23 protein-coding genes are annotated in these 18,399 nt (G+C 42.5%); 16 read left to right on the plus strand and 7 right to left on the minus strand.

The annotated features are described in order from the left end of the window. Positions 1-8: 8 nt before the first annotated feature. From ACJ9PY_RS05225 to paaX, 6 genes are all read left to right on the plus strand, one after another. Entirely contained in the window at positions 9-782 is a 774-nt protein-coding gene (locus ACJ9PY_RS05225; RefSeq protein WP_411739607.1) for an enoyl-CoA hydratase-related protein, read from the plus strand. Positions 783-805: 23 nt separating this feature from the next. Next, the gene (locus ACJ9PY_RS05230) at positions 806-2,326 is read left to right on the plus strand and encodes an aldehyde dehydrogenase family protein (RefSeq protein WP_369315889.1); all 1,521 of its coding nucleotides are present in this window, start codon (positions 806-808) and stop codon (positions 2,324-2,326) included. A 118-nt stretch (positions 2,327-2,444) separates the two neighbouring features. Next, positions 2,445-3,317 (plus strand): 3-hydroxyacyl-CoA dehydrogenase, encoded by an 873-nt coding sequence (locus tag ACJ9PY_RS05235; protein WP_057275718.1) that lies wholly within the window; start codon positions 2,445-2,447, stop codon positions 3,315-3,317. Next, positions 3,314-4,522, plus strand: coding sequence for an acetyl-CoA C-acyltransferase (locus tag ACJ9PY_RS05240; RefSeq protein ID WP_411739608.1), 1,209 nt, complete (start codon positions 3,314-3,316; stop codon positions 4,520-4,522). Before ACJ9PY_RS05235 ends, ACJ9PY_RS05240 begins: the two co-directional genes overlap by 4 nt. A gap of 67 nt (positions 4,523-4,589) precedes the next feature. Beyond that, the gene (locus ACJ9PY_RS05245; RefSeq protein ID WP_411739609.1) at positions 4,590-5,366 is read left to right on the plus strand and encodes an enoyl-CoA hydratase-related protein; all 777 of its coding nucleotides are present in this window, start codon (positions 4,590-4,592) and stop codon (positions 5,364-5,366) included. An 85-nt stretch (positions 5,367-5,451) separates the two neighbouring features. Continuing rightward, complete coding sequence (gene paaX, locus ACJ9PY_RS05250; RefSeq protein WP_098865949.1) at positions 5,452-6,333, plus strand: phenylacetic acid degradation operon negative regulatory protein PaaX; 882 nt, start codon at positions 5,452-5,454, stop codon at positions 6,331-6,333. Positions 6,334-6,397: 64 nt separating this feature from the next. Here the strand turns inward: paaX and ACJ9PY_RS05255 are convergent, their stop codons facing one another. Further along, on the minus strand, positions 6,398-6,910 hold the full coding sequence (locus tag ACJ9PY_RS05255) for a gamma carbonic anhydrase family protein (RefSeq protein ID WP_034314889.1): 513 nt from the start codon (positions 6,908-6,910) through the stop codon (positions 6,398-6,400). A gap of 82 nt (positions 6,911-6,992) precedes the next feature. Between ACJ9PY_RS05255 and ACJ9PY_RS05260 the strand changes: the two genes are divergently transcribed. Together ACJ9PY_RS05260 and ACJ9PY_RS05265 are read left to right on the plus strand one after the other, a co-directional pair. Then, positions 6,993-7,958 carry an NAD(P)H-dependent flavin oxidoreductase gene (locus ACJ9PY_RS05260; RefSeq protein ID WP_411739610.1) on the plus strand — a complete coding sequence of 322 codons (966 nt, stop codon included), beginning with the start codon at positions 6,993-6,995 and terminating at the stop codon, positions 7,956-7,958. Positions 7,959-8,305: 347 nt separating this feature from the next. After that, complete coding sequence (locus ACJ9PY_RS05265; protein ID WP_063577173.1) at positions 8,306-8,917, plus strand: DedA family protein; 612 nt, start codon at positions 8,306-8,308, stop codon at positions 8,915-8,917. 45 nt (positions 8,918-8,962) lie between these two features. Here the strand turns inward: ACJ9PY_RS05265 and ACJ9PY_RS05270 are convergent, their stop codons facing one another. After that, positions 8,963-9,097, minus strand: a complete 135-nt coding sequence (locus ACJ9PY_RS05270) for a YjcZ family sporulation protein (RefSeq protein ID WP_063577172.1) — start codon at positions 9,095-9,097, stop codon at positions 8,963-8,965. A gap of 215 nt (positions 9,098-9,312) precedes the next feature. On the opposite strand from ACJ9PY_RS05270, the gene ACJ9PY_RS05275 reads away from it, so the two are divergent. The 5 genes from ACJ9PY_RS05275 (at position 9,313) to ACJ9PY_RS05295 (ending at position 13,797) form a co-directional block, all read left to right on the plus strand. Next, positions 9,313-10,056 (plus strand): metallophosphoesterase family protein, encoded by a 744-nt coding sequence (locus ACJ9PY_RS05275; RefSeq protein WP_098865927.1) that lies wholly within the window; start codon positions 9,313-9,315, stop codon positions 10,054-10,056. 98 nt (positions 10,057-10,154) lie between these two features. Beyond that, positions 10,155-10,283, plus strand: coding sequence for a hypothetical protein (locus ACJ9PY_RS05280; protein ID WP_255256801.1), 129 nt, complete (start codon positions 10,155-10,157; stop codon positions 10,281-10,283). Between the two features lie 207 nt (positions 10,284-10,490). After that, a complete protein-coding gene (locus ACJ9PY_RS05285) occupies positions 10,491-11,414 on the plus strand; it encodes a cation diffusion facilitator family transporter (RefSeq protein WP_057275725.1) in 924 nt (307 codons plus the stop codon). 273 nt (positions 11,415-11,687) lie between these two features. Further along, positions 11,688-12,377, plus strand: coding sequence for a response regulator transcription factor (locus ACJ9PY_RS05290; RefSeq protein WP_057275726.1), 690 nt, complete (start codon positions 11,688-11,690; stop codon positions 12,375-12,377). Next, complete coding sequence (locus ACJ9PY_RS05295) at positions 12,367-13,797, plus strand: sensor histidine kinase (RefSeq protein ID WP_223255832.1); 1,431 nt, start codon at positions 12,367-12,369, stop codon at positions 13,795-13,797. The genes ACJ9PY_RS05290 and ACJ9PY_RS05295 overlap by 11 nt, the downstream gene beginning before the upstream one ends. Before the next feature lie 54 nt (positions 13,798-13,851). Here the strand turns inward: ACJ9PY_RS05295 and spx are convergent, their stop codons facing one another. Continuing rightward, positions 13,852-14,247 (minus strand): transcriptional regulator Spx, encoded by a 396-nt coding sequence (gene spx / locus ACJ9PY_RS05300; protein WP_034314875.1) that lies wholly within the window; start codon positions 14,245-14,247, stop codon positions 13,852-13,854. 247 nt (positions 14,248-14,494) lie between these two features. Between spx and modB the strand changes: the two genes are divergently transcribed. Continuing rightward, positions 14,495-15,148 (plus strand): molybdate ABC transporter permease subunit, encoded by a 654-nt coding sequence (gene modB, locus ACJ9PY_RS05305; protein ID WP_048678036.1) that lies wholly within the window; start codon positions 14,495-14,497, stop codon positions 15,146-15,148. Here modB and ACJ9PY_RS05310 read toward each other — a convergent pair. Continuing rightward, positions 15,110-15,589 carry a GNAT family N-acetyltransferase gene (locus tag ACJ9PY_RS05310; RefSeq protein WP_411740240.1) on the minus strand — a complete coding sequence of 160 codons (480 nt, stop codon included), beginning with the start codon at positions 15,587-15,589 and terminating at the stop codon, positions 15,110-15,112. The genes modB and ACJ9PY_RS05310 overlap by 39 nt on opposite strands. A gap of 116 nt (positions 15,590-15,705) precedes the next feature. Between ACJ9PY_RS05310 and ACJ9PY_RS05315 the strand changes: the two genes are divergently transcribed. Beyond that, positions 15,706-16,197: a hypothetical protein gene (locus ACJ9PY_RS05315; protein ID WP_034314870.1), complete on the plus strand. Its 492-nt coding sequence runs from the start codon at positions 15,706-15,708 to the stop codon at positions 16,195-16,197. 197 nt (positions 16,198-16,394) lie between these two features. Further along, positions 16,395-16,592: a cold-shock protein gene (locus ACJ9PY_RS05320; RefSeq protein WP_028393295.1), complete on the plus strand. Its 198-nt coding sequence runs from the start codon at positions 16,395-16,397 to the stop codon at positions 16,590-16,592. 41 nt (positions 16,593-16,633) lie between these two features. Here ACJ9PY_RS05320 and ACJ9PY_RS05325 read toward each other — a convergent pair whose 3' ends face one another. The 3 genes from ACJ9PY_RS05325 to ACJ9PY_RS05335 form a co-directional block, all read right to left on the minus strand. After that, entirely contained in the window at positions 16,634-16,801 is a 168-nt protein-coding gene (locus tag ACJ9PY_RS05325) for a hypothetical protein (RefSeq protein WP_411739611.1), read from the minus strand. Between the two features lie 118 nt (positions 16,802-16,919). Continuing rightward, positions 16,920-17,357, minus strand: coding sequence for a flavodoxin domain-containing protein (locus tag ACJ9PY_RS05330; protein ID WP_057275730.1), 438 nt, complete (start codon positions 17,355-17,357; stop codon positions 16,920-16,922). Then, positions 17,329-18,381, minus strand: coding sequence for a ribonucleotide-diphosphate reductase subunit beta (locus ACJ9PY_RS05335; protein WP_034314867.1), 1,053 nt, complete (start codon positions 18,379-18,381; stop codon positions 17,329-17,331). The genes ACJ9PY_RS05330 and ACJ9PY_RS05335 overlap by 29 nt, the downstream gene beginning before the upstream one ends. Positions 18,382-18,399 lie beyond the last annotated feature (18 nt).

Below are 18,399 nucleotides of genomic sequence, written 5' to 3' on the forward strand. Positions count from 1 at the left end.
GGTGCTCTATGTACGAAACGATCAAATTTAGGGTTGAAAATGGAGTTGCTTGGCTTACTTTGAACCGTCCTGATAAACTAAATGCCTTTACGTCCCAAATGAATAAGGAAATACAGAAAGCGATCAAAATATCCGCGGGGGCAGATGAAGTCCGGGCCATTATCATTACTGGGGAAGGCAGGGCATTTTGTTCGGGGCAGGATTTATCGGATGTTGATGAGGGCATGAATTTAGGCCAGAAGCTACGTGAGGATTACGGTCCGATGATGGAGCAAATAGCAAACTGTGAAAAACCGATCATTGCAGGAGTCAATGGGGTGGCTGCAGGTGCTGGCTTCAGCCTGGCGCTGGCGTGCGATTTTCGGCTTGTTTCTGAAAAAGCCAGTTTTTTAAATGCTTTTGTCAATATTGGATTGATTCCTGATTCGGGGAATCTGTATTACCTTTCGCGAATCGTTGGTCATGCGAAAGCCCTGGAATTATCTTTATTGGGCGAAAAGGTTACGGCTGGCGAGGCGAAAAATATCGGGCTCGCTACAAAAGTGATCGGTTTGGATGAGTGGAACGAGCAATTGAAAGCCTTTGCAGAGAATATCGCAAACAAACCAACGAAGGCAATCGGATTAATCAAAAGATACTTAGAGGCGTCCTATCATCTTTCATTGGAAGAATACTTAAAAGAAGAAGCGGAGGGTCAGCGCATTGCTGGCTTAACGAAGGATTATGCAGAAGGTGTGACAGCATTCACTGAAAAAAGGAAAGCTCAATTCATAGGCAAGTAATATAGAAAAGGGAGTGGGATTACATGGTTAGAGTACAAGAGGCGGCATTTGAAAAAGCGGAAATGAAGCGTGATTATTATCATCTGATCATTAATGGAGAAAGAGTGGAAAGCTCGGATGGTTCCACGATTGATGCGTACAATCCTGCGACTGGTGAAATCATTGCCAAGGTTGCAAAGGCGACCAAGGAAGATGCAGAAAAGGCTGTTCAAGCTGCACGTGAAGCATTTGATAACGGGAAATGGAAGAGGACTCCGATTAACAAACGGTCTCGTGTTTTGAACAAAATTGCAGCGATCATGCGTTCACGCTTTAATGAATTGGTTGAATTGGAAGTCCTGAACAGCGGCAAATCCATTTCTGCAGCGCAAGGCCAAGTCATGCAGGCAATTGAAGATTTCGAGTTTTATGCAGGAGCGTTAGTTGCACACCGCGGATCTGTGAATAATGTGCCTGGTCAATTCCATAACTATACGGAAAAAGAGCCAGTAGGCGTTTGTGCCCAAATCATCCCATGGAATTACCCTATGATGATGGCTGCGTGGAAAATTGCACCTGCAATCGCGGTCGGCTGTTCAGTGATCGTTAAGCCAGCCTCGTTAACGCCGCTGACGGCCATTGTTTTAGGGGAAATCTGTTTAGAAGCAGGTGTTCCTTCAGGCGTGGTCAATATCATTCCAGGTCCTGGATCGGACGTAGGGAATTACCTTGTTCAGCATCCGAAAGTGAATAAGGTGGCCTTCACGGGTTCTACGCCAATCGGCAGAGATCTTATGGGCAAGGCTTCACAGACATTAAAAAGGGTCACATTGGAGCTTGGCGGCAAGTCCCCTAATATTGTTTTTGAAGATGCAGACCTTGAAGCAGCCATCGATGGATCATTATATGGAATTTTCTATAATACTGGGCAGTCTTGCGAAGCTAGATCCCGTTTATACGTTCACGAAGACATATACGATGAGTTCGTTGCCAGATTCGTAGAAAAGACGAAAAAATTGAAATTGGGCAATCCGCTCGACAAAGAAACACACATCGGTGCAGTCATAGATCAAGGGCAATTGGATGTCATCGACAATTATGTCCAATCTGCCATTACTGATGGAGCGAAGATCCTGACGGGAGGAAAGCCAGCGGTCATTGAAGGTTTCGAAAACGGTTATTGGTATGAGCCGACGGTCATAGCGGATGTCAATCATGAAATGGATGTAGTGAAAGAGGAAATATTCGGGCCGGTCGTTGTCATAATGAAATTCAAAGATGAAAAAGAAGCTGTGAGGCTCGCGAATGATACGGAATTCGGTTTAGGTTCAGCCCTTTGGACAAAAGATGGCGGGCGTGCGACTAGAGTGGCCAATCAAATAGAAGCGGGAATCGTCATGGTGAATTGCCCATTCTCCGCATTTCCTGGAACACCTTTCGGAGGGTATAAACAGTCAGGATTCGGCCGGGAACTTTGCATTGAGACACTTGATCTTTATACAGAAACGAAAAGCATCATTTCCTATCATGGAAGCCGTCCGTTAAATCCATTTGGAATTCAATAAAACAATAAAATAGACGGCTGGCTGAACGGTATGTCGGAAAAGTAATTCAGGTATGGTTGAATGCTTATCTGATTCACCCACAGCCAGCCCTATTTATTTTTGAAGGAGGAATGAACGAATGATTAGTAATCTAGTGGTCGTCGGATCTGGTGTCATGGGCAGGGGAATAGCATATGTAGGAGCAATAGGGGGCTTTAATGTAATATTGGTGGATGTGAATCAGGATGCTTTGGAAAGTGCTAGAAACGAAATCGATTCCATTTTTGAAAAGGGTTTGCGCTACCAAAAGATTACCGAGGAAGAAGCGGCAGCTGCAAAAAGCAGATTTACCTATTCTGCCAATCTGAAAGAATCAGCAGCATATGCCGACTTGATCATAGAGGCAGTTCCGGAAAAGGCGGAAATCAAGAGGGCAGTCTTCGAAACGATTGAAATCCATGCAAAAGTAGATTGTTACTTTGCAACCAATACTTCCACGATGAGTCCGACGGAAATTGGTTCTTATGGAAAGCGTCCCGAAAAAACGATTGCCATGCATTTTTTCAATCCTGTACAAAAAATGCCACTCGTTGAAATTGTACGTGGTCTTGAAACAAGCGATGAAACGGCAGCCATAATAAAAGAGGTAGCCGAAAAAATGGGGAAAGAGACCGTGGTCATAAATGAATTCCCTGGGTTTGTTACAAGCAGGATCAGCTGTTTGGTAGGTAATGAAGCGTTCTTTATGCTTCAAGAAGGCTTAGGAACACCAGAAGAAATCGATAAGGCAATAAAGTTAGGGCTGAATTACCCAATGGGACCATTTGAGCTAGGTGATTTGGTGGGATTGGATGCCCGCTTGAATAATTTAAAATATTTACATAGTAAACTGGGTGAGAAATACCGCCCGGCTCCCCTCCTTGAACAGTATGTAAAAGCTGGCAGGCTCGGCCGTAAGTCTGGTAAAGGTGTGTACGATTATACAAAAGACGGCGAGCTGGTGAGGAAATGAAGGATGTTGTGATCATTGATGCTGTGAGAACACCAATCGGAAGATATAAAGGCGCATTGAAAAGCGTTCGCCCGGATGACCTCGGCGCAATTGTAATCAAGGCGCTGATAGATCGCAATCCAGAGCTGCCGCCTGATCAAATTGAGGATGTCATCTTCGGGAATGCAAATCAAGCGGGAGAGGATAATCGCGACGTGGCCCGGATGTCCGCCCTCTTAGCTGGTCTTCCGGTAAATGTAGCTGGAACGACAATAAATCGTTTATGTGGATCCGGATTGGATGCCGTCATGTATGCTGCACGCTCCATTGCAGTCGGTGAAGGCGATATTTATATCGCAGGGGGTACTGAAAGCATGACAAGGGCGCCGTACGTCATGGCCAAACCTGAAAGTGAATTTCCGCGGGGGGCAATGGAGCTTCAGGATACAACGATCGGATGGCGTTTCACGAATGAGAAACTTAAAGAAATGTATGGTGCGGATTCCATGCCTCAAACGGCTGAAAACGTCGCCCTGCGTTTTTCTGTTTCAAGGGAGGACCAAGATCAATTCGCTTATCAAAGCCAGCAAAGGGCGAAAAACGCAGTGGAAAATGAGCGTTTCATTAATGAAATCGTACCTGTTCGATATACGGATCGAAAAGGGAATGAGGTCATTATCGAGAAGGATGAACACCCTCGTCCTGACACGACCATCGAAAAGCTGGAAAAAATCAAACCGATCTTTAAAGGCGGCACTGTAACCGCCGGTAATGCTTCAGGTGTAAATGATGGAGCCTCGGCACTGCTTTTGATGAGTGCAGAAAAAGCACGGGAGCTTGGGTTGAAGCCTCTGGCCAAATATGTTGTAGGGGCGGTAGCGGGCTTGGAACCGTCCATTATGGGCCTTGGCCCGATTCATGCCACTAAAAAAGCATTGGAGAGGGCAAGTTTGACGATTGAAGACATCGGGCTGGTGGAATTGAATGAAGCATTCGCTTCTCAATCCTTGGAGTGCATCCGCCAATTGAAATTGGATCAGGAGAAAGTGAATGTCAACGGCGGAGCAATAGCTTTTGGCCATCCGCTCGGTGCAAGCGGGGCGCGTATTTTAACAACACTCGTCCACGAAATGAAAAAGCGGAAAGTACGCTATGGCCTTGCGACGATGTGTGTAGGCGTCGGCCAAGGCATATCCGCCATTATAGAAAATATCGATAAAGAATGATTAAGCGTATGGCCCTTATTAATTTTATCTGCATAAGGGTCATTTTTTCAAAAAGGGGAGGAGACTCATGTCCAAGGTTATTTATAAAGTGATAAATCAAATCGGCTATATAACAGTGAATCGGCCCGACGTATTGAACTGCTTCGACTATGAGACACTTTGTGAACTGCAGCAAGTCATCGATGCCGTTTATTATGACGGCGATATCCGTGTCGTCATTTTCACCGGTGCAGGGGAAAAAGCATTCAGCGCGGGAGCGGATTTGAAAGAAAGGAAGTCTTTGAATGATGCCGAAGTAAGAAGGAACGTTAAAGCGATTCGCGATGTTTTTAATAGTATCACAGGGCTTCCGCAGCCGACAATGGCTGCCGTCAATGGATATGCATTGGGGGGAGGATTTGAATGGCTGCTTTCATGTGACTTTGCAATTGCTGCGGAAGGTGTTTCTTTGGGGCTCACTGAAACTAGCTGGGCCATTATTCCGGGAGCAGGCGGTACACAGCGGCTGCCGAGGTTGATTGGGGAAATGAAGGCCAAGGAATTGATCTTCACCGCTAAAAAATTGACTGCGGAAGAAGCATGTCAATTAGGGATCCTTTTGAAGGTCGTACCAAGGGATCGTCTAATGTCAGCCTGTGAGGAATTGGCAGCCAATATCATGAAGAATGGGCCGATTGCAGTCAAACAAGCCAAATATGCGATTGACCAAGGAATGAATACGGACTTGCAAACGGGAATGGCCATAGAAGGAAAAGCCTATGAATTGACCATTCCGACTCAAGATAGATCGGAAGCGCTCCTGGCATTTAGTGAACGGAGAAAAGCGCGATTTACTGGTGAATAATATTGCGCTTTCATTTTAAAAAGATATAATAATTATTATGTCTTCCGTGTGAAAATAGTAACAATGTTAGGACGAGGTGAGAAAGATAGGTACTAATACACAATCCATGATTTTTACGATATACGGCGATTATATCCGTAACTATGGAAGTAAAATCTGGATAGGCAGTTTAATTCGTTTGTTAAAGGAATTCGGCCATAATGAGCAGGGCGTTCGTGTAGCCGTTTCACGAATGGTCAAGCAAGGGTGGATTCAGTCAGAGAAGCAGGGAAATAAAAGCTATTATTTTTTGACTGATCGCGGTGTGCAGAGAATGGATGAAGCGGCCAATCGCATATATAAGATGAAACCGAATGAATGGGATGGTAAATGGCGCATCTTAATGTACACGATCCCTGAAGATAAGCGGCAATTACGGGATGATCTCCGCAAAGAATTATTATGGAGCGGGTTTGGCAGTTTTTCAAGTGGTTGCTGGATTTCCCCCAATGATTTGGAAAAGCAAATCAATCGCTTGATCGAGAAATATGACATAGATGAATATGTAGATTTTTTCATCTCGGAGTACAAAGGTCCAAAAGAAAACCAATCGCTTGTAGAGAAGAGCTGGCAATTAGAAGAGATTGAAAATAAATATGAAGAATTCATCGAGAAATACAGTAAACAATTCATCGTTCATCAAAGCATCATTAGCAGGGACGAAATGTCCGATGCAGATTGTTTTGTGGAACGAACGAACTTGGTGCATGAATACCGTAAATTTTTATTCATCGATCCGGGCCTGCCAAAGGAACTTCTGCCTTCTAAGTGGAATGGGAATCATGCTGCTCTTTTATTTAGCCAATATTATCAAGTCTTGGCTGAACCAGCAAGCCGTTTCTTTGAAAGCGTATTTCAGGAAAACAATGATTTATGCCGGAAAGATGAAACCTATGATGCCAAGGACCATCCACTCATCATTAAGTGAAAAAGAGCTTCAGCCAGCAGTTAACGACGACTGGCCGGAGCTCTTTTCAAATTCCTTGCAATAATTAATCGAGTATCCCTTTGAAGTCTTTCCCTTTTTGAACATATGTATCGATGGAAAGTTGGATCAATTCAAGATCTTTATCATTCAAACGGCGAACCACTTTTCCCGGGGAACCAATGACCAGTGAACGTGGAGGTATGATTTTGCCAGAGGAAATCAATGTGTTCGCTCCGACGATGCATTCTTCGCCGATCTCTACATTATCCAATATCGTTGAACCCATACCGATAATGGAGCGTTTGCCTATTTTACAGCCATGCAGGATGACATTGTGACCGACCGTCACTTCATCTTCAATGACAACCGGGCATCCTTCAAATAAATGAATGGTGGAATTATCCTGAATACTGCATTTTTCTCCTATTGTAATTGAATCTTCATCACCCCGCAGTACGGAATTAAACCAAATGGTCGAGTCTTTCCCAATCGAAACATCACCGATTAAATGAGCGCCTGGTGCCACGAAAACGGTATCATCAATGGATGGTTTTTTATTATTGTACGGAATAATCATAGTCTCGCTCCTTTTTTTAAAAAGTCAGAATTGTTTTTCTAATGAATATAGTATAACATTAAATTGACTGGGAGGGATGAAAGTGAAATATATTTGTGAACTTTTTGAGATAAAATATCCAATTATTCAAGGCGGCATGGGGAATATAAGCAATGCAAGTCTTGCGGCTGCAGTATCCAATGCAGGGGGCCTGGGAACAATAGGGTGCGGTACCATGACTCCTGAACAGGTAGAAGCCATCATTCTCGAAACCAAAGATAAAACCAATAACAATTTTGCGTTGAACATTCCAATAAACGTTAGTCCATATACAGATGAATTAGTGAATCTTGTCCTGAAGCATGATATACCTGTAGTTTCCTTATCTGCAGGGAATCCTGCCCCTTTCATTCCACTATTGAAAAAAAAGAATATAAAAGTGATTGCCATCGTTGCGTCGGTCAAGCACGCACAAAAAGCGCAAGAAGCAGGGGCAGATGTGCTGGTCGCGGAAGGGTTTGAAGCCGCCGGCATCAACTCGAACCTGGAAATGACGACGTTTACACTCATTCCGCAAATCAGCAAGCATGTGACGCTTCCCGTTCTGGCCGCTGGAGGAATAGGCAATGGGCAGGGGGTGGCAGCTGCATTGATGCTGGGAGCTTCAGGCGTCCAATTGGGAACCAGGCTGATTGCTACACAAGAAGCACCGTTCCATCCGTCATATAAGCAGAAACTAATCGAAGCGATGGGCAATGATACAGTAATTTTGGGCAGATCATTTGGACAGGTCAGAAGGGTATTGAAGGACCCATATACCGAGAAAGTGCTGGATCTGGAGAAACAGGGTCTGTCTCCTGTGAATTATCGTGAAATGACCTCTGAAGTCCATCATATTAATGGAGCGATGAATGGGGATGTTACCAATGGTTTTATGAACAGCGGCCAGGTTGCCGGATTGATAGACGATATACTCACGGTAAAGGAATTACTTGATGGCATGATGAAAGATGCCAAAAAACAAATGGAGGATGGATTGAGCAGGCTCTCTGCCCCTTTTATGATTTGAGAACTAAGGGTACCGATCTTGTTATGTGTACATATCTACCTATTTAGGGGCTATTCACTTGGTTAACTATATCGAATGCTTGAGGTCAATTCGTCCTCAAGTTTTTTTCGTTTCGGGGCCATCTGATATTCTATTATCGTTCTTCATACAAGCATAGTTCTGTAGTAAATAGCCCGATAACAAAACATGGACTCCATAAGAACATTGTTTTAGGATAACATTATGGAAAAATTGCGGGTTAACTTGTGATACAATGTAAAATGTCCTTTTTGACATCATGGGTGCCCGGATTCATTTTGGTGCACTCCTTTTTATATGTAATAAAAGTTAGAAAAGGGGAAACCTCAATGGAAACTTTAATAATGGATATGATTGAAGCGTTTAAATCTTTATCTTATTTCGGTGTTTTACTAGCTTTGACTTTTGAATTCATTCCTGCTGAAATAGTTTTGCCACTGGCAGGATACTGGGTTTATCAAGGTGATTTGAATTTATACTTGACTATCCTTGCCGGTTCGCTTGGTGGGGTAACGGGACCATTGACGCTTTATGCCTTAGGCAAGTATGGCGGGAGGCCGCTTGTATTAAAGTTCGGAAAATACTTTTTAATCAAAGATGAGCAGTTGAACAAAGCTGACCGCTTCTTTGAAAGGTATGGTGGGGGAATTGCCTTCTTTGGACGGTTTGTACCAGGTATTCGTACCGCCGTGTCGCTGCCATGTGGAATATTGAAAATGAATATTTGGAAATTCATCTTATATACCTATATGGCGATGCTTCCTGTTACAAGCGTTTATGTTTATTTAGGGTTTAAGTTAGGACCTAGATGGGAGCAGGCGGGAGCCATCTTTTCACAATATGCGAATTTCTTGCTTATCCCCATTGCACTTATAGTCATTTGGTTCATTATGAAGACTCGAAAACAAAAGCAAAGAGAAAAAATAAAAGTCAATCCATAACAAAAAAGGCGCCATGAACAGGCGCCTTTTTGATTTATGTCATTATTAGCAGCATCCGCCGAAGCCGCCGCCGAATCCCCAACTGCATCCAATGATGATCAGCAAGATGAATAATACGATCAGCAATGCGAATCCGTTATCGAAACCGCCGCCACAACATTCGTTACCATTTCCACCCATTTGATTTCCTCCTCATATATATTATGAATTACATACCTAGCAAAACATCTTTACCGGGAATACTTCATACTATGTATTCTAGGCCGAAGTGTTTGCTTATTCATAAAAAATGGGCGTGGGCAAACCAAGGGATTAAGCCCGAATATTTTTTTGATTTCGTTTTGAATGTTATAATATACCATGTGGATTGTGGAGGAAGGGAGCTGAATTAAGTCATGAAAGTTGCCATTATAACGGATGTGCATGGTAATGCTTCAGCGTTAAAAGCCGTCCTTAGGGATATTGATCAAAGGGAAGAAATAGATCGTCTCTATTGTTTGGGAGATATGGTTGGGATTGGCCCGGATACAAATGAAGTCCTTGAACTTTTATTTTCAAGAAATGATTTATCGATGATAACTGGAAATCATGATGAAGCTGTCCTGGCCATCATTAACGGGGAGCCGCATCCGGACGGACATATTCATGTTAAGGAGCATCATGAATGGATAGCTGAAAGGATGCAGCGGAAATTCATAAATGAATTGGAAAAATTGCCTCGAACCATACATCATATCATTAATGATCACTCCGTTTACTTCACCCATTATCACATGGAACCGAAGAAATTGGATGAGCACATAAGCCAAAATCCATATAGTAAAATCGTTGAACCGAGTTTAAATAACTTGGAAATGCTTTTCAAAGATCAGCATCACGATTTAATAGGATTCGGACACCATCATCCTATCCACCTTTATAAAAATGACCGAACGATATTCCTGAACCCTGGTTCTCTTGGCTGTAATGGTGAACCAGTTGCTCCTTATGCCATTGTTTCAATTGAAAATGCGGGTATTCAGGTAAAGCTTGAAAAAGTGGCCTATGATAATACATCGTTCCTGTCATCGTACCAAAGCTTACAAGTTCCAGAGCATGAATTCATTATACGTGCCTTCCATGGCGGGCAGCAGGCCTAAGACGTTTATAAAAGATGAAGGTTGGGGAAATGTTGAGCATAAAGGTACATGCCTGCGGATACGCTAATAGGCAAACAATATGAAGCTGGAGGTAGGTCATGAAGGAAAATGAACAGGTAATTCAAGAGCAGGAAGAGATGGAACGGCATAGTCTTGTCTGTAATGATGAATTGTTTAATAAGGATCTGTATGCCATTGTCGATGATACGATGCAAGAGGAAAAATAAACGGGGAAGACGCTGCAGGAAATGTCTGTAGCGTTTATTTTTACTTTGAATTGGTTGAAGTCCGATTTTTATTTTTAGTAAAAAATCACTTCCTGCCCGTTTGATCGCTCTTTTTGCAGCCAGTGAAATCCCTGAAGTGAATCATTTGAAACCATTCTGGATTTATCCCATACTATATATAAGTTTCAAATCGAGAGGAGGGATGGCATGGGACATCATCATGGTCACTCCCATGATCATGGGCACGGACACCACCATTCTAACAATAAAAAAGCATTGTTGGCATCTTTCTTATTAATCTCCACATTTATGATAGTAGAGGTCATTGGGGGATTCTTGACAAATAGTCTGGCTTTACTGTCGGATGCAGGTCACATGCTTAGCGATGCGGCAGCATTAGGGCTTAGTTATACAGCGATAAGGTTGGGGGAAAGGAAAGCGACATCGTCCAAGTCGTTTGGGTATAAACGGTTTGAGATCATTGCTGCTTGCTTGAATGGATTGACATTGATCGTCATATCCGTATTCATTTTCTTTGAGGCAATTAAGAGGTTCCTGGATCCTCCTGAGGTTCAAAGCATGGGAATGCTAATGATTTCAATCATTGGCTTACTTGTTAATGTCATTGCCGCCTGGATTTTAATGAGCGGAGATAAGGAAGACAATCTGAATGTGCGAAGTGCTTTTTTACATGTCATTGGTGATATGCTTGGATCTGTGGGTGCCATTGCGGCCGCACTCTTGATTTATTTTTTCGATTGGGGAATTGCAGATCCGATTGCGAGCGTCATAGTCGCGATTTTAATTATTATCAGCGGTTTTAGGGTAATGAGGGATTCTTTCCATATCTTGATGGAGGGCACACCAGATCAAGTCGATATGGATGAAGTGAAAGCATCCTTGGTAAAATTGGACGGTGTATCCGATGTCCATGATCTCCATATCTGGACGATCACTTCTGGTTTTTTGACAATGAGCTGCCATGTTGTCATAGATGAGAACGGTAATCACGATTCAGTTTTAGCAGAAGCGCAAAAACTACTTCATGATCAGTTTGGAATTGAACATAGTACGATCCAAGTGGAAAGGCAGGAAGCGGGCTGTCCCAATCCACACGAGACATGTAATTGAAAAGGCTGGCTCAGTTTAGAGCCAGCCTCTTTAGAGTGTAATGAGGAGCTCATGATTTTTCTGTATGATTTTTACGATCACATAGCGGCATTCCTGTTAAAATGAATCGAGATCACTTACACAAAGTTACGAAGTGAAAACACCGGTTAATTTTACTGAGAACATAATCCTGACACATAAAAAGGGTAAAATTGAGGGAAAAGGCTTGGTGTTTTTTTATAGTTAGCATATACAAAATAATTCCACTATAATTCAGGAAGGAGGAATCCATATATGAAAAAAATTCTTGTAGTAGAAGATGAAATTGCCATATCGATGGTATTGAAAGCATATTTGGAGCGGGAAGGTTTTGATGTAGTCCAAGTTTACGATGGGCTAAAGGCCATTCCAGTGTTTGAAGAAACAAAGCCAGATCTTGTCCTGTTGGATGTCATGCTGCCGGGTAAGGAAGGCTGGGATATATTGAAGGAAATTCGGGAGGGCGATACATGTCCGGTTATCATGTTGACTGCACTGACAGATGTCGATTACAGATTATCGGGATTTAAGTCAGGTGCGGATGATTACATCTCCAAACCCTTCGTTGCTGAAGAAGTCGTGGCCCGGGTGCATGCCGTTTTAAGAAGATCATCATCGGTTGTTACGGAAGATGGTCATGTACACGAGTTTGGGAGTTTAATCATCGATGATCTGTCATATATGGTGCATTTGAATGGGGAAGAGATAAACTTGACGCCGCGTGATTTGTCTCTTCTCGTTTTTTTCGCTAAGCACCCTAATCAAATTTTCACGAGGGAACAGCTGCTCGACCAGGTGTGGGGCATGGATTATGACGGCAGTGACCGTGCGGTGGACCTGGCGATCAAACGTATCAGGAAGGCGATAGATGCATGGCCGGTAACTGAGGGGGAAATAAAAACATTGCGTGGATTGGGGTATCAATTGAGTGTCTATGAAAACTAAAAAAAGAACCACTTTACAACGCTATTGGACAAAGAGATACGTATTGACCTTGATTTCCGGTTTGATATTATTATCTGTTTTTTCCTTATGGTGGATGGAAAAAACGGCTTTGGAATATAGGCTCAGCCTTCTAAAGTACTTAGCGGATGAAACATCCGATCGGGCAATAAAGGAAAATGGCCAGATTGTCGTTGGCCCGATCCTTTCGGAAATTGTTGAGGAACGGGAGAAAATCCTCCATCTGAATCAACAGCCAATCATCTATATCGTCGATCCCGATGCCACCATCATATATACGATGCCGCAGTTGTATATCGATCCGGATGAAAATAAACTGCCGGACGTCATCATGAAAAATACGGAGTTGGTCCAGAAAGTCAAGATTTCCGACAACAAAGTATATGTCGTCAAATCCCCCATTACATTCAATGATGAGACGAGAGGCTGGGTGGTCATTGCCCAGGAAGAAGGGGCATTGAAGGAAATCAACCAAGATCATGGTTTGTTGGCGATAATGATTGGAGGACTTCTGATTCTCGGAACGGGCGTCATTTATTTTCTTTCCAGGCAGATTTCGCGCCCCATCCAAGACGTAGCTAACGCCGCGGTCCAGGTTCGTGAAGGCAACTATGATATCCATTTCAAAGAGGAAGAGGAAATCAAGGAAGAAGAAATCTATGAACTGATAGAATCATTTAAGGAAATGACCAATCGATTGAAGGTCATGGAGAAGTTGCGGGCGGAATTGCTCGCGGGCGTAACCCATGATTTGAAAACGCCAGTCACTTCCATTAGCGGACTGATACAAGCGGTGAAAGATGATGTCGTCAAGGGAGAGCAAAGTAAGGAATTCCTCGATATTTCATTAAAGGAAACTCAGCGTTTACAAGGTATGATAGAGGATTTACTCAATTATAATGCCATATCGGCAGGCGCTTTTAAAATCCGGGTGCAAAAAGAGAATATCAATATATTCATCAAGGAAATCGCTTATCGCTGGCAGGTGACCCAAGATGATGATCAAGCGTTCGCTTTGGAGATAAGCGTTCCTGATGAACCGGTCTTTGGTCAAATTGATTCTTTGCGGATGCAGCAAATCGTCATTAACCTTTTGAATAATGCCAGACATGCACTTGACGGCAAAGGCAAAATAGCGATTCATCTTTATGAAAAGGATGAAGAACGAATCTGCATTGATGTTCTGGACAGCGGGCGGGGGATTCCAAAGCATGAACAGCAATATGTGTTCGAACCATTTTATCGAGGCGAAAACAAAAAGTTGAAGGTACGCGGTTTAGGTTTGGGACTGCCATTCAGTAAGATGCTCGCAAAAGCGCAAAAGGGAGATCTTGTGCTTAAGGATAGCAATGAACAAGGCACCATCTTCACGATTGTCATAGAAAAAGCGGATCAAATATAAAAAAGGGTTGTCCTGGTAATGGACAACCCTTTTATTATGCAGAATGCTAACTAATTAAGCTAATTGGCTGATTGCCCGCCATAATTGTACATGACGGACCTTCCTTGGAAGGAAGCGTCCCATTTCCTCTTCATTATATCCTGCATGCAAGTTCTTATGATCGAAAATGATTGGCCGGCGAAGTAAATCCGGGTTATCTTGAATAAGCTTGCAAAGATCATTAAGCGGTGTATTATTTATATCGATATTCAGGCTTTTGAATTTTTTGGAACGGGTAGAGATGATTTCATCTGTCCCGCCTTCCGTTTTACGTAAAATCTCTTTTATTTCTTCTATAGAAAGAGGCTGGGAATATAGGTTACGTTCATTAAAGGAAATTTCGTTCTTCTTAAGCCAAGCTTTTGCTTTACGACAGGCTAAACTGCTTGGAGTAGTATAAATTGTTACCATTAAAATCGACTCCTTCAAAGTTTTCAAGTTTATTGGAATGAAATTATTTTTATATTTGTGATACTCTTACTTTAACGTTTCTTTGTGTCAGCAAGATGTCAAGAAAAATAAACTTAAATGTTATTTTAAAAGGAAAGGGAGAAAATGAAATGAAATCTGCCTTTAATGAAAAAGAAACGGTTTGGGTAATGAAACCGAATAAGGACCTGCATATGCCGATATTTAATAGTGATGTGAGAGAAGTATCATGACAGGGGATTTTTGGTCACCAGTCAGGCTATCGATACAAGTAGCGGGACTGGCGGGTATCCTTGTTTTCATTTTAGGAATTTTCCTTGCGCGAATGATGGCTAAAAAGCAATTCAGGGGAAGAGTCCTGTTGGAAACAGCGTTTTTATTGCCGCTTGTTTTGCCGCCGTCCGTCGTTGGTTTTTTATTGATCGTGATTTTTGGCAAGAATGGACTGCCGGGACAATTCATTGAAAGGGTTTTTGACCAGCCCTTGATGTTCACGTGGTGGGCTGCGGTCATTGCATCTACCGTGGTAGCTTTTCCTCTAATGTACCAATCCGCTAAAACGGGCTTTGAAGGTATAGATGAAGAAATTGAAAATGCAGCAAGGGTTGACGGGGCCGGGGAGTGGAGGTTATTCCTGTTTGTAACCCTCCCATTGGCGGTCAAATCAATCGTTACAGGTGCCATCTTAAGTTCAGCGCGTGCGTTGGGGGAATTCGGGGCCACACTCATGTTTGCCGGAAACATTCCCGGACAGACACAAACCATACCGACCGCGATTTATATCGCCATGGACTCCGGGAATATGACATTGGCCTGGCTATGGGTTGCCGTAATCATTGTCATTTCATTCATTATGCTTTTTATCGTGACATACATAAAATGAATGCTGTTTTTCGTATATGCTTATGAATAAGCGAGGTGCGGCTTCTACGTCCTCTTTATGGGTGAATCCGTTTTTTTCGTAAAGGTTTCGTGCGGGCAGGTTCATTTTACCGGTCGAAACGGATATCTTTTCCCAGTCGACGTGTAATTGAAGAGCATGCAACAATGCGTCCGCAATACCCTGCCGAAAATAATCAGGATGGACGATCATTCGACAAATCAGCATTTGGCCATTTTCTTTTGTATAAGATATGGCACCAGCTAAGGCGTCACCCTTTAAATAGCATAAAAACGTTTCTTGGCAATGTATGAATTGTTCATATGTTTCCAATAGAGGAGGTATATCGGCAAAACCGATCATTTCCGCTTCCACCTTATAGGCTTCTTTCTGCAGTTTAAATAGCTGCTGGCCATAGTCTGATTCCAGGTCCCGAATTCTCATGATCAAATCCTATCACTCCTTTTCATTACATTATAATGGAAGAGGGGGATTATTGTTTCTAATCAGTCTGTGTTATAATCGACAAACAATATGAACTAATGAAATGAGGAAGAAATTTGTTAACATTTGAAGAAAAATTGAGCATCATTGAAACTTTTCCGGAATTACAGCGAAAAGACGTTTCATTGGGACGTGTGAACTTCCATTATCCAGATAGCGTCCAGGAGAAAAAGATCGTCGTTCAGCACTTGCATCCCAATGGAAATGGGTTCGTTTACGCAGGGCATATGAGAAAAAAAGACACTGACCGTAAAGGGTTTATCAATATACGTGACTATAATGAAGCGGAATTAAAAGAATTGATCCAAAGAAGCGTGGATTACCTATCTGAACCTCCGGCTGAAATCGAAGAAGAGGAAAACGAGTTCGCTAGGTTGGAAGGGGCATGGATTGGCCCTGAAAAGCAAGAGCTTACACTTCAAAAGGAAGACCTGCTTTGGAATGTTTATTCAGGGTCGAATCTTGAGGAATGTTTCGAAAGTCCGGTTGAGGCGGAGCGCTACTTATTGGACGAAGGCTTCCGACAAAGCAAGAAGAGGAATATGTAGAATTTTAGGATAATTTGTCGGTTGATTTACGGCGATAATCTTGTTTTTTTTGGATTTTCCATGATATAATATGAGTAATTATTTTTGTTCGGAAAAGTTTGATAGAAGGATTTACTGTAATAGGATTCCTCTTGAAACATTATCCAGAACCAAAAATAGTAATAAAATGGATTTTTCCAAACACAGGAGGAACTATCATGGTACAAGGTAAAGTAAAATGGTTTAACGCAGAAAAAGGTTTCGGTTTCATCGAAGTTGAAGGCCAAGACGATGTATTCGTACATTTCTCAGCTATCCAAGGTGAAGGCTTCAAAACGCTTGAAGAAGGCCAAGAAGTTTCTTTCGAAATCGAGCAAGGCGCTCGTGGACCACAAGCTGCTAACGTTCAAAAATAATTGAACGCATATAAAAAAAAGACTCCGATTTTGGAGTCTTTTTATTTTTCCTTTTTTTCGGCGATTTCCATTAATGCTTTGTCCAATTTTTCCTCGATCCGTTTAGTACGATTAAAATGCCCTGACAGAAAAAACACGATGAATATAACGAATGCGACAAGCACTAGCATGAAAAGGATAGGGAGGAACTGGGTTATATTCTCAGTCATTGGATATCATCTCCTTTTTTCTCCATTATACTTCATGCTTACCGTTGCTATGCTTGAGGGTGCCAAGTTTTAAAAAAAACACTGAAAGAGGATATGCGAAAACGCAATCCCCTTTCAGTCAGTTCTGGAAGAGCGAAGCGAACTTTTGAAGTCTGTGCAGGTCTGATTCTTGATACATCTGTTCTATCTTCAATGTCACCAATAACTGGCTCTTCGCAAATAACATATCCCGGAAATGATCGACCGCCCCACAAAAATGATTATAATTGGTTTCGCCAGTGCCGAAGACTCCCGTTTTCAGGCGAGCAATAGGCAACTGTTCCAGTTCTTTATAAAAGGCTGCTGATTTAGCGGGAAGCTCCCCATTGCCCCATGTATAGGTGCCGACGATCAAGGCATCGTAATCCGGCAATGTACGTAAATCGAATTCATTCATTCGATATAAGAAAGCCTCAGGTAAAAGGGCAGCGAGGGCTTCGGCAAGCGCTTTTGTATTGCCGCCGGCAGAATGATAGACAATGGCGATTTTACAGCTCATCGAACCCATTGCTGGCATTTACTTGACTGTATGTCCTTGACTTCTGTTCGAAGAAATCGGTTTTGGTAAGGCCGATGGATTCATCATCGAACGTCTTGATCCATGGCATCGGGTTCTCGCCATACTCTTTATACAAATTTTCAAGGCCTAGCATACGTAACCGTTTGTTGGCGATATATTCGATGTACTCATTGAATTCTTCCAAATCGAGATCGGCTTTCGTTTGGATATCTTCGAGCATATATTCAGACCATTCCTTTTCGAGTTCGACTGCTTTTTCAATCGTTGTATAGATGAACTTCGTGTTTTCTTCATTATTTAACTCAGGATATTCATACATCAAGATTTGAACGAGCATGCCAATGAAATCGAAATGGACCATTTCATCGCGATGAATATAGGATATCATCGTAGCTGAACCGGTCATTAGATTTTGGCGTCCTAGATTATAATAAAAGGCGAAAGCCAAATAGAAATAAATCCCTTCAAGGTTCGTTGAATGGATCAGTGCCTCGAATAAATGCTGAGGGCTGGGATCGTCCACGAACGTTTGATAAGCATCAACGATCGGTTGGTTACGCTTAATCACTTCAGGATGTTCTTTGATGCGGTCGAAAAGCTGTTTTTGCTTGCCTACCGGAATCAAGGAAGCAAGGATATAGGAATAAGACTCATTATGGATCGATTCCTGCTGGGCCATGTTGGCCAGGATAGCTTTTGCCGCCGGATCTTTTATGTACCGAAGGATCTCTACTAAAGTGGGCGTTTGAAGACTGTCCATTCCAGCAATCATCGTAAGGATATCGAGAAAAGCGTCCTGGATATCTTCATCCAATTCGCCCCACTGCTTTTTATCCTGAATCATGTTCACGCTCGAAGGCTTCCAAAAGTTATTGATGAGCTGTGTATAGGTATCATAGAATTTTTCATACTGTATATCGTTCCAAAGAAGGAAGCCTGAAGCTTCTCCTTTGAAAACACCGGTTGCCTTTGTTGGATGCGTCGGTTCGAGCATCCGAATTTTTTTTATATGATTGGTCATTCGTGAAAACTCCTTTAA

This window comes from Peribacillus sp. S4, from assembly GCF_046715815.1.
Lineage (GTDB): Bacteria > Bacillota > Bacilli > Bacillales > DSM-1321 > Peribacillus > Peribacillus frigoritolerans.

Excerpts from the sequence above, each read along its gene's own strand:
- ACJ9PY_RS05225 (WP_411739607.1), top strand. The coding sequence starts at position 9 with ATGTACGAAACGATCAAATTTAGGGTTGAAAATGGAGTTGCTTGGCTT.
- ACJ9PY_RS05230 (WP_369315889.1), top strand. The coding sequence starts at position 806 with ATGGTTAGAGTACAAGAGGCGGCATTTGAAAAAGCGGAAATGAAGCGT.
- ACJ9PY_RS05235 (WP_057275718.1), top strand. The coding sequence starts at position 2,445 with ATGATTAGTAATCTAGTGGTCGTCGGATCTGGTGTCATGGGCAGGGGA.
- ACJ9PY_RS05240 (WP_411739608.1), top strand. The coding sequence starts at position 3,314 with ATGAAGGATGTTGTGATCATTGATGCTGTGAGAACACCAATCGGAAGA.
- ACJ9PY_RS05245 (WP_411739609.1), top strand. The coding sequence starts at position 4,590 with ATGTCCAAGGTTATTTATAAAGTGATAAATCAAATCGGCTATATAACA.
- ACJ9PY_RS05255 (WP_034314889.1), bottom strand. The coding sequence starts at position 6,910 with ATGATTATTCCGTACAATAATAAAAAACCATCCATTGATGATACCGTT.
- ACJ9PY_RS05265 (WP_063577173.1), top strand. The coding sequence starts at position 8,306 with ATGGAAACTTTAATAATGGATATGATTGAAGCGTTTAAATCTTTATCT.
- ACJ9PY_RS05270 (WP_063577172.1), bottom strand. The coding sequence starts at position 9,097 with ATGGGTGGAAATGGTAACGAATGTTGTGGCGGCGGTTTCGATAACGGA.
- ACJ9PY_RS05275 (WP_098865927.1), top strand. The coding sequence starts at position 9,313 with ATGAAAGTTGCCATTATAACGGATGTGCATGGTAATGCTTCAGCGTTA.
- ACJ9PY_RS05280 (WP_255256801.1), top strand. The coding sequence starts at position 10,155 with ATGAAGGAAAATGAACAGGTAATTCAAGAGCAGGAAGAGATGGAACGG.
- ACJ9PY_RS05285 (WP_057275725.1), top strand. The coding sequence starts at position 10,491 with ATGGGACATCATCATGGTCACTCCCATGATCATGGGCACGGACACCAC.
- ACJ9PY_RS05290 (WP_057275726.1), top strand. The coding sequence starts at position 11,688 with ATGAAAAAAATTCTTGTAGTAGAAGATGAAATTGCCATATCGATGGTA.
- ACJ9PY_RS05295 (WP_223255832.1), top strand. The coding sequence starts at position 12,367 with ATGAAAACTAAAAAAAGAACCACTTTACAACGCTATTGGACAAAGAGA.
- spx (WP_034314875.1), bottom strand. The coding sequence starts at position 14,247 with ATGGTAACAATTTATACTACTCCAAGCAGTTTAGCCTGTCGTAAAGCA.
- modB (WP_048678036.1), top strand. The coding sequence starts at position 14,495 with ATGACAGGGGATTTTTGGTCACCAGTCAGGCTATCGATACAAGTAGCG.
- ACJ9PY_RS05310 (WP_411740240.1), bottom strand. The coding sequence starts at position 15,589 with ATGAGAATTCGGGACCTGGAATCAGACTATGGCCAGCAGCTATTTAAA.
- ACJ9PY_RS05320 (WP_028393295.1), top strand. The coding sequence starts at position 16,395 with ATGGTACAAGGTAAAGTAAAATGGTTTAACGCAGAAAAAGGTTTCGGT.
- ACJ9PY_RS05325 (WP_411739611.1), bottom strand. The coding sequence starts at position 16,801 with ATGACTGAGAATATAACCCAGTTCCTCCCTATCCTTTTCATGCTAGTG.
- ACJ9PY_RS05330 (WP_057275730.1), bottom strand. The coding sequence starts at position 17,357 with ATGCCAGCAATGGGTTCGATGAGCTGTAAAATCGCCATTGTCTATCAT.
- ACJ9PY_RS05335 (WP_034314867.1), bottom strand. The coding sequence starts at position 18,381 with ATGACCAATCATATAAAAAAAATTCGGATGCTCGAACCGACGCATCCA.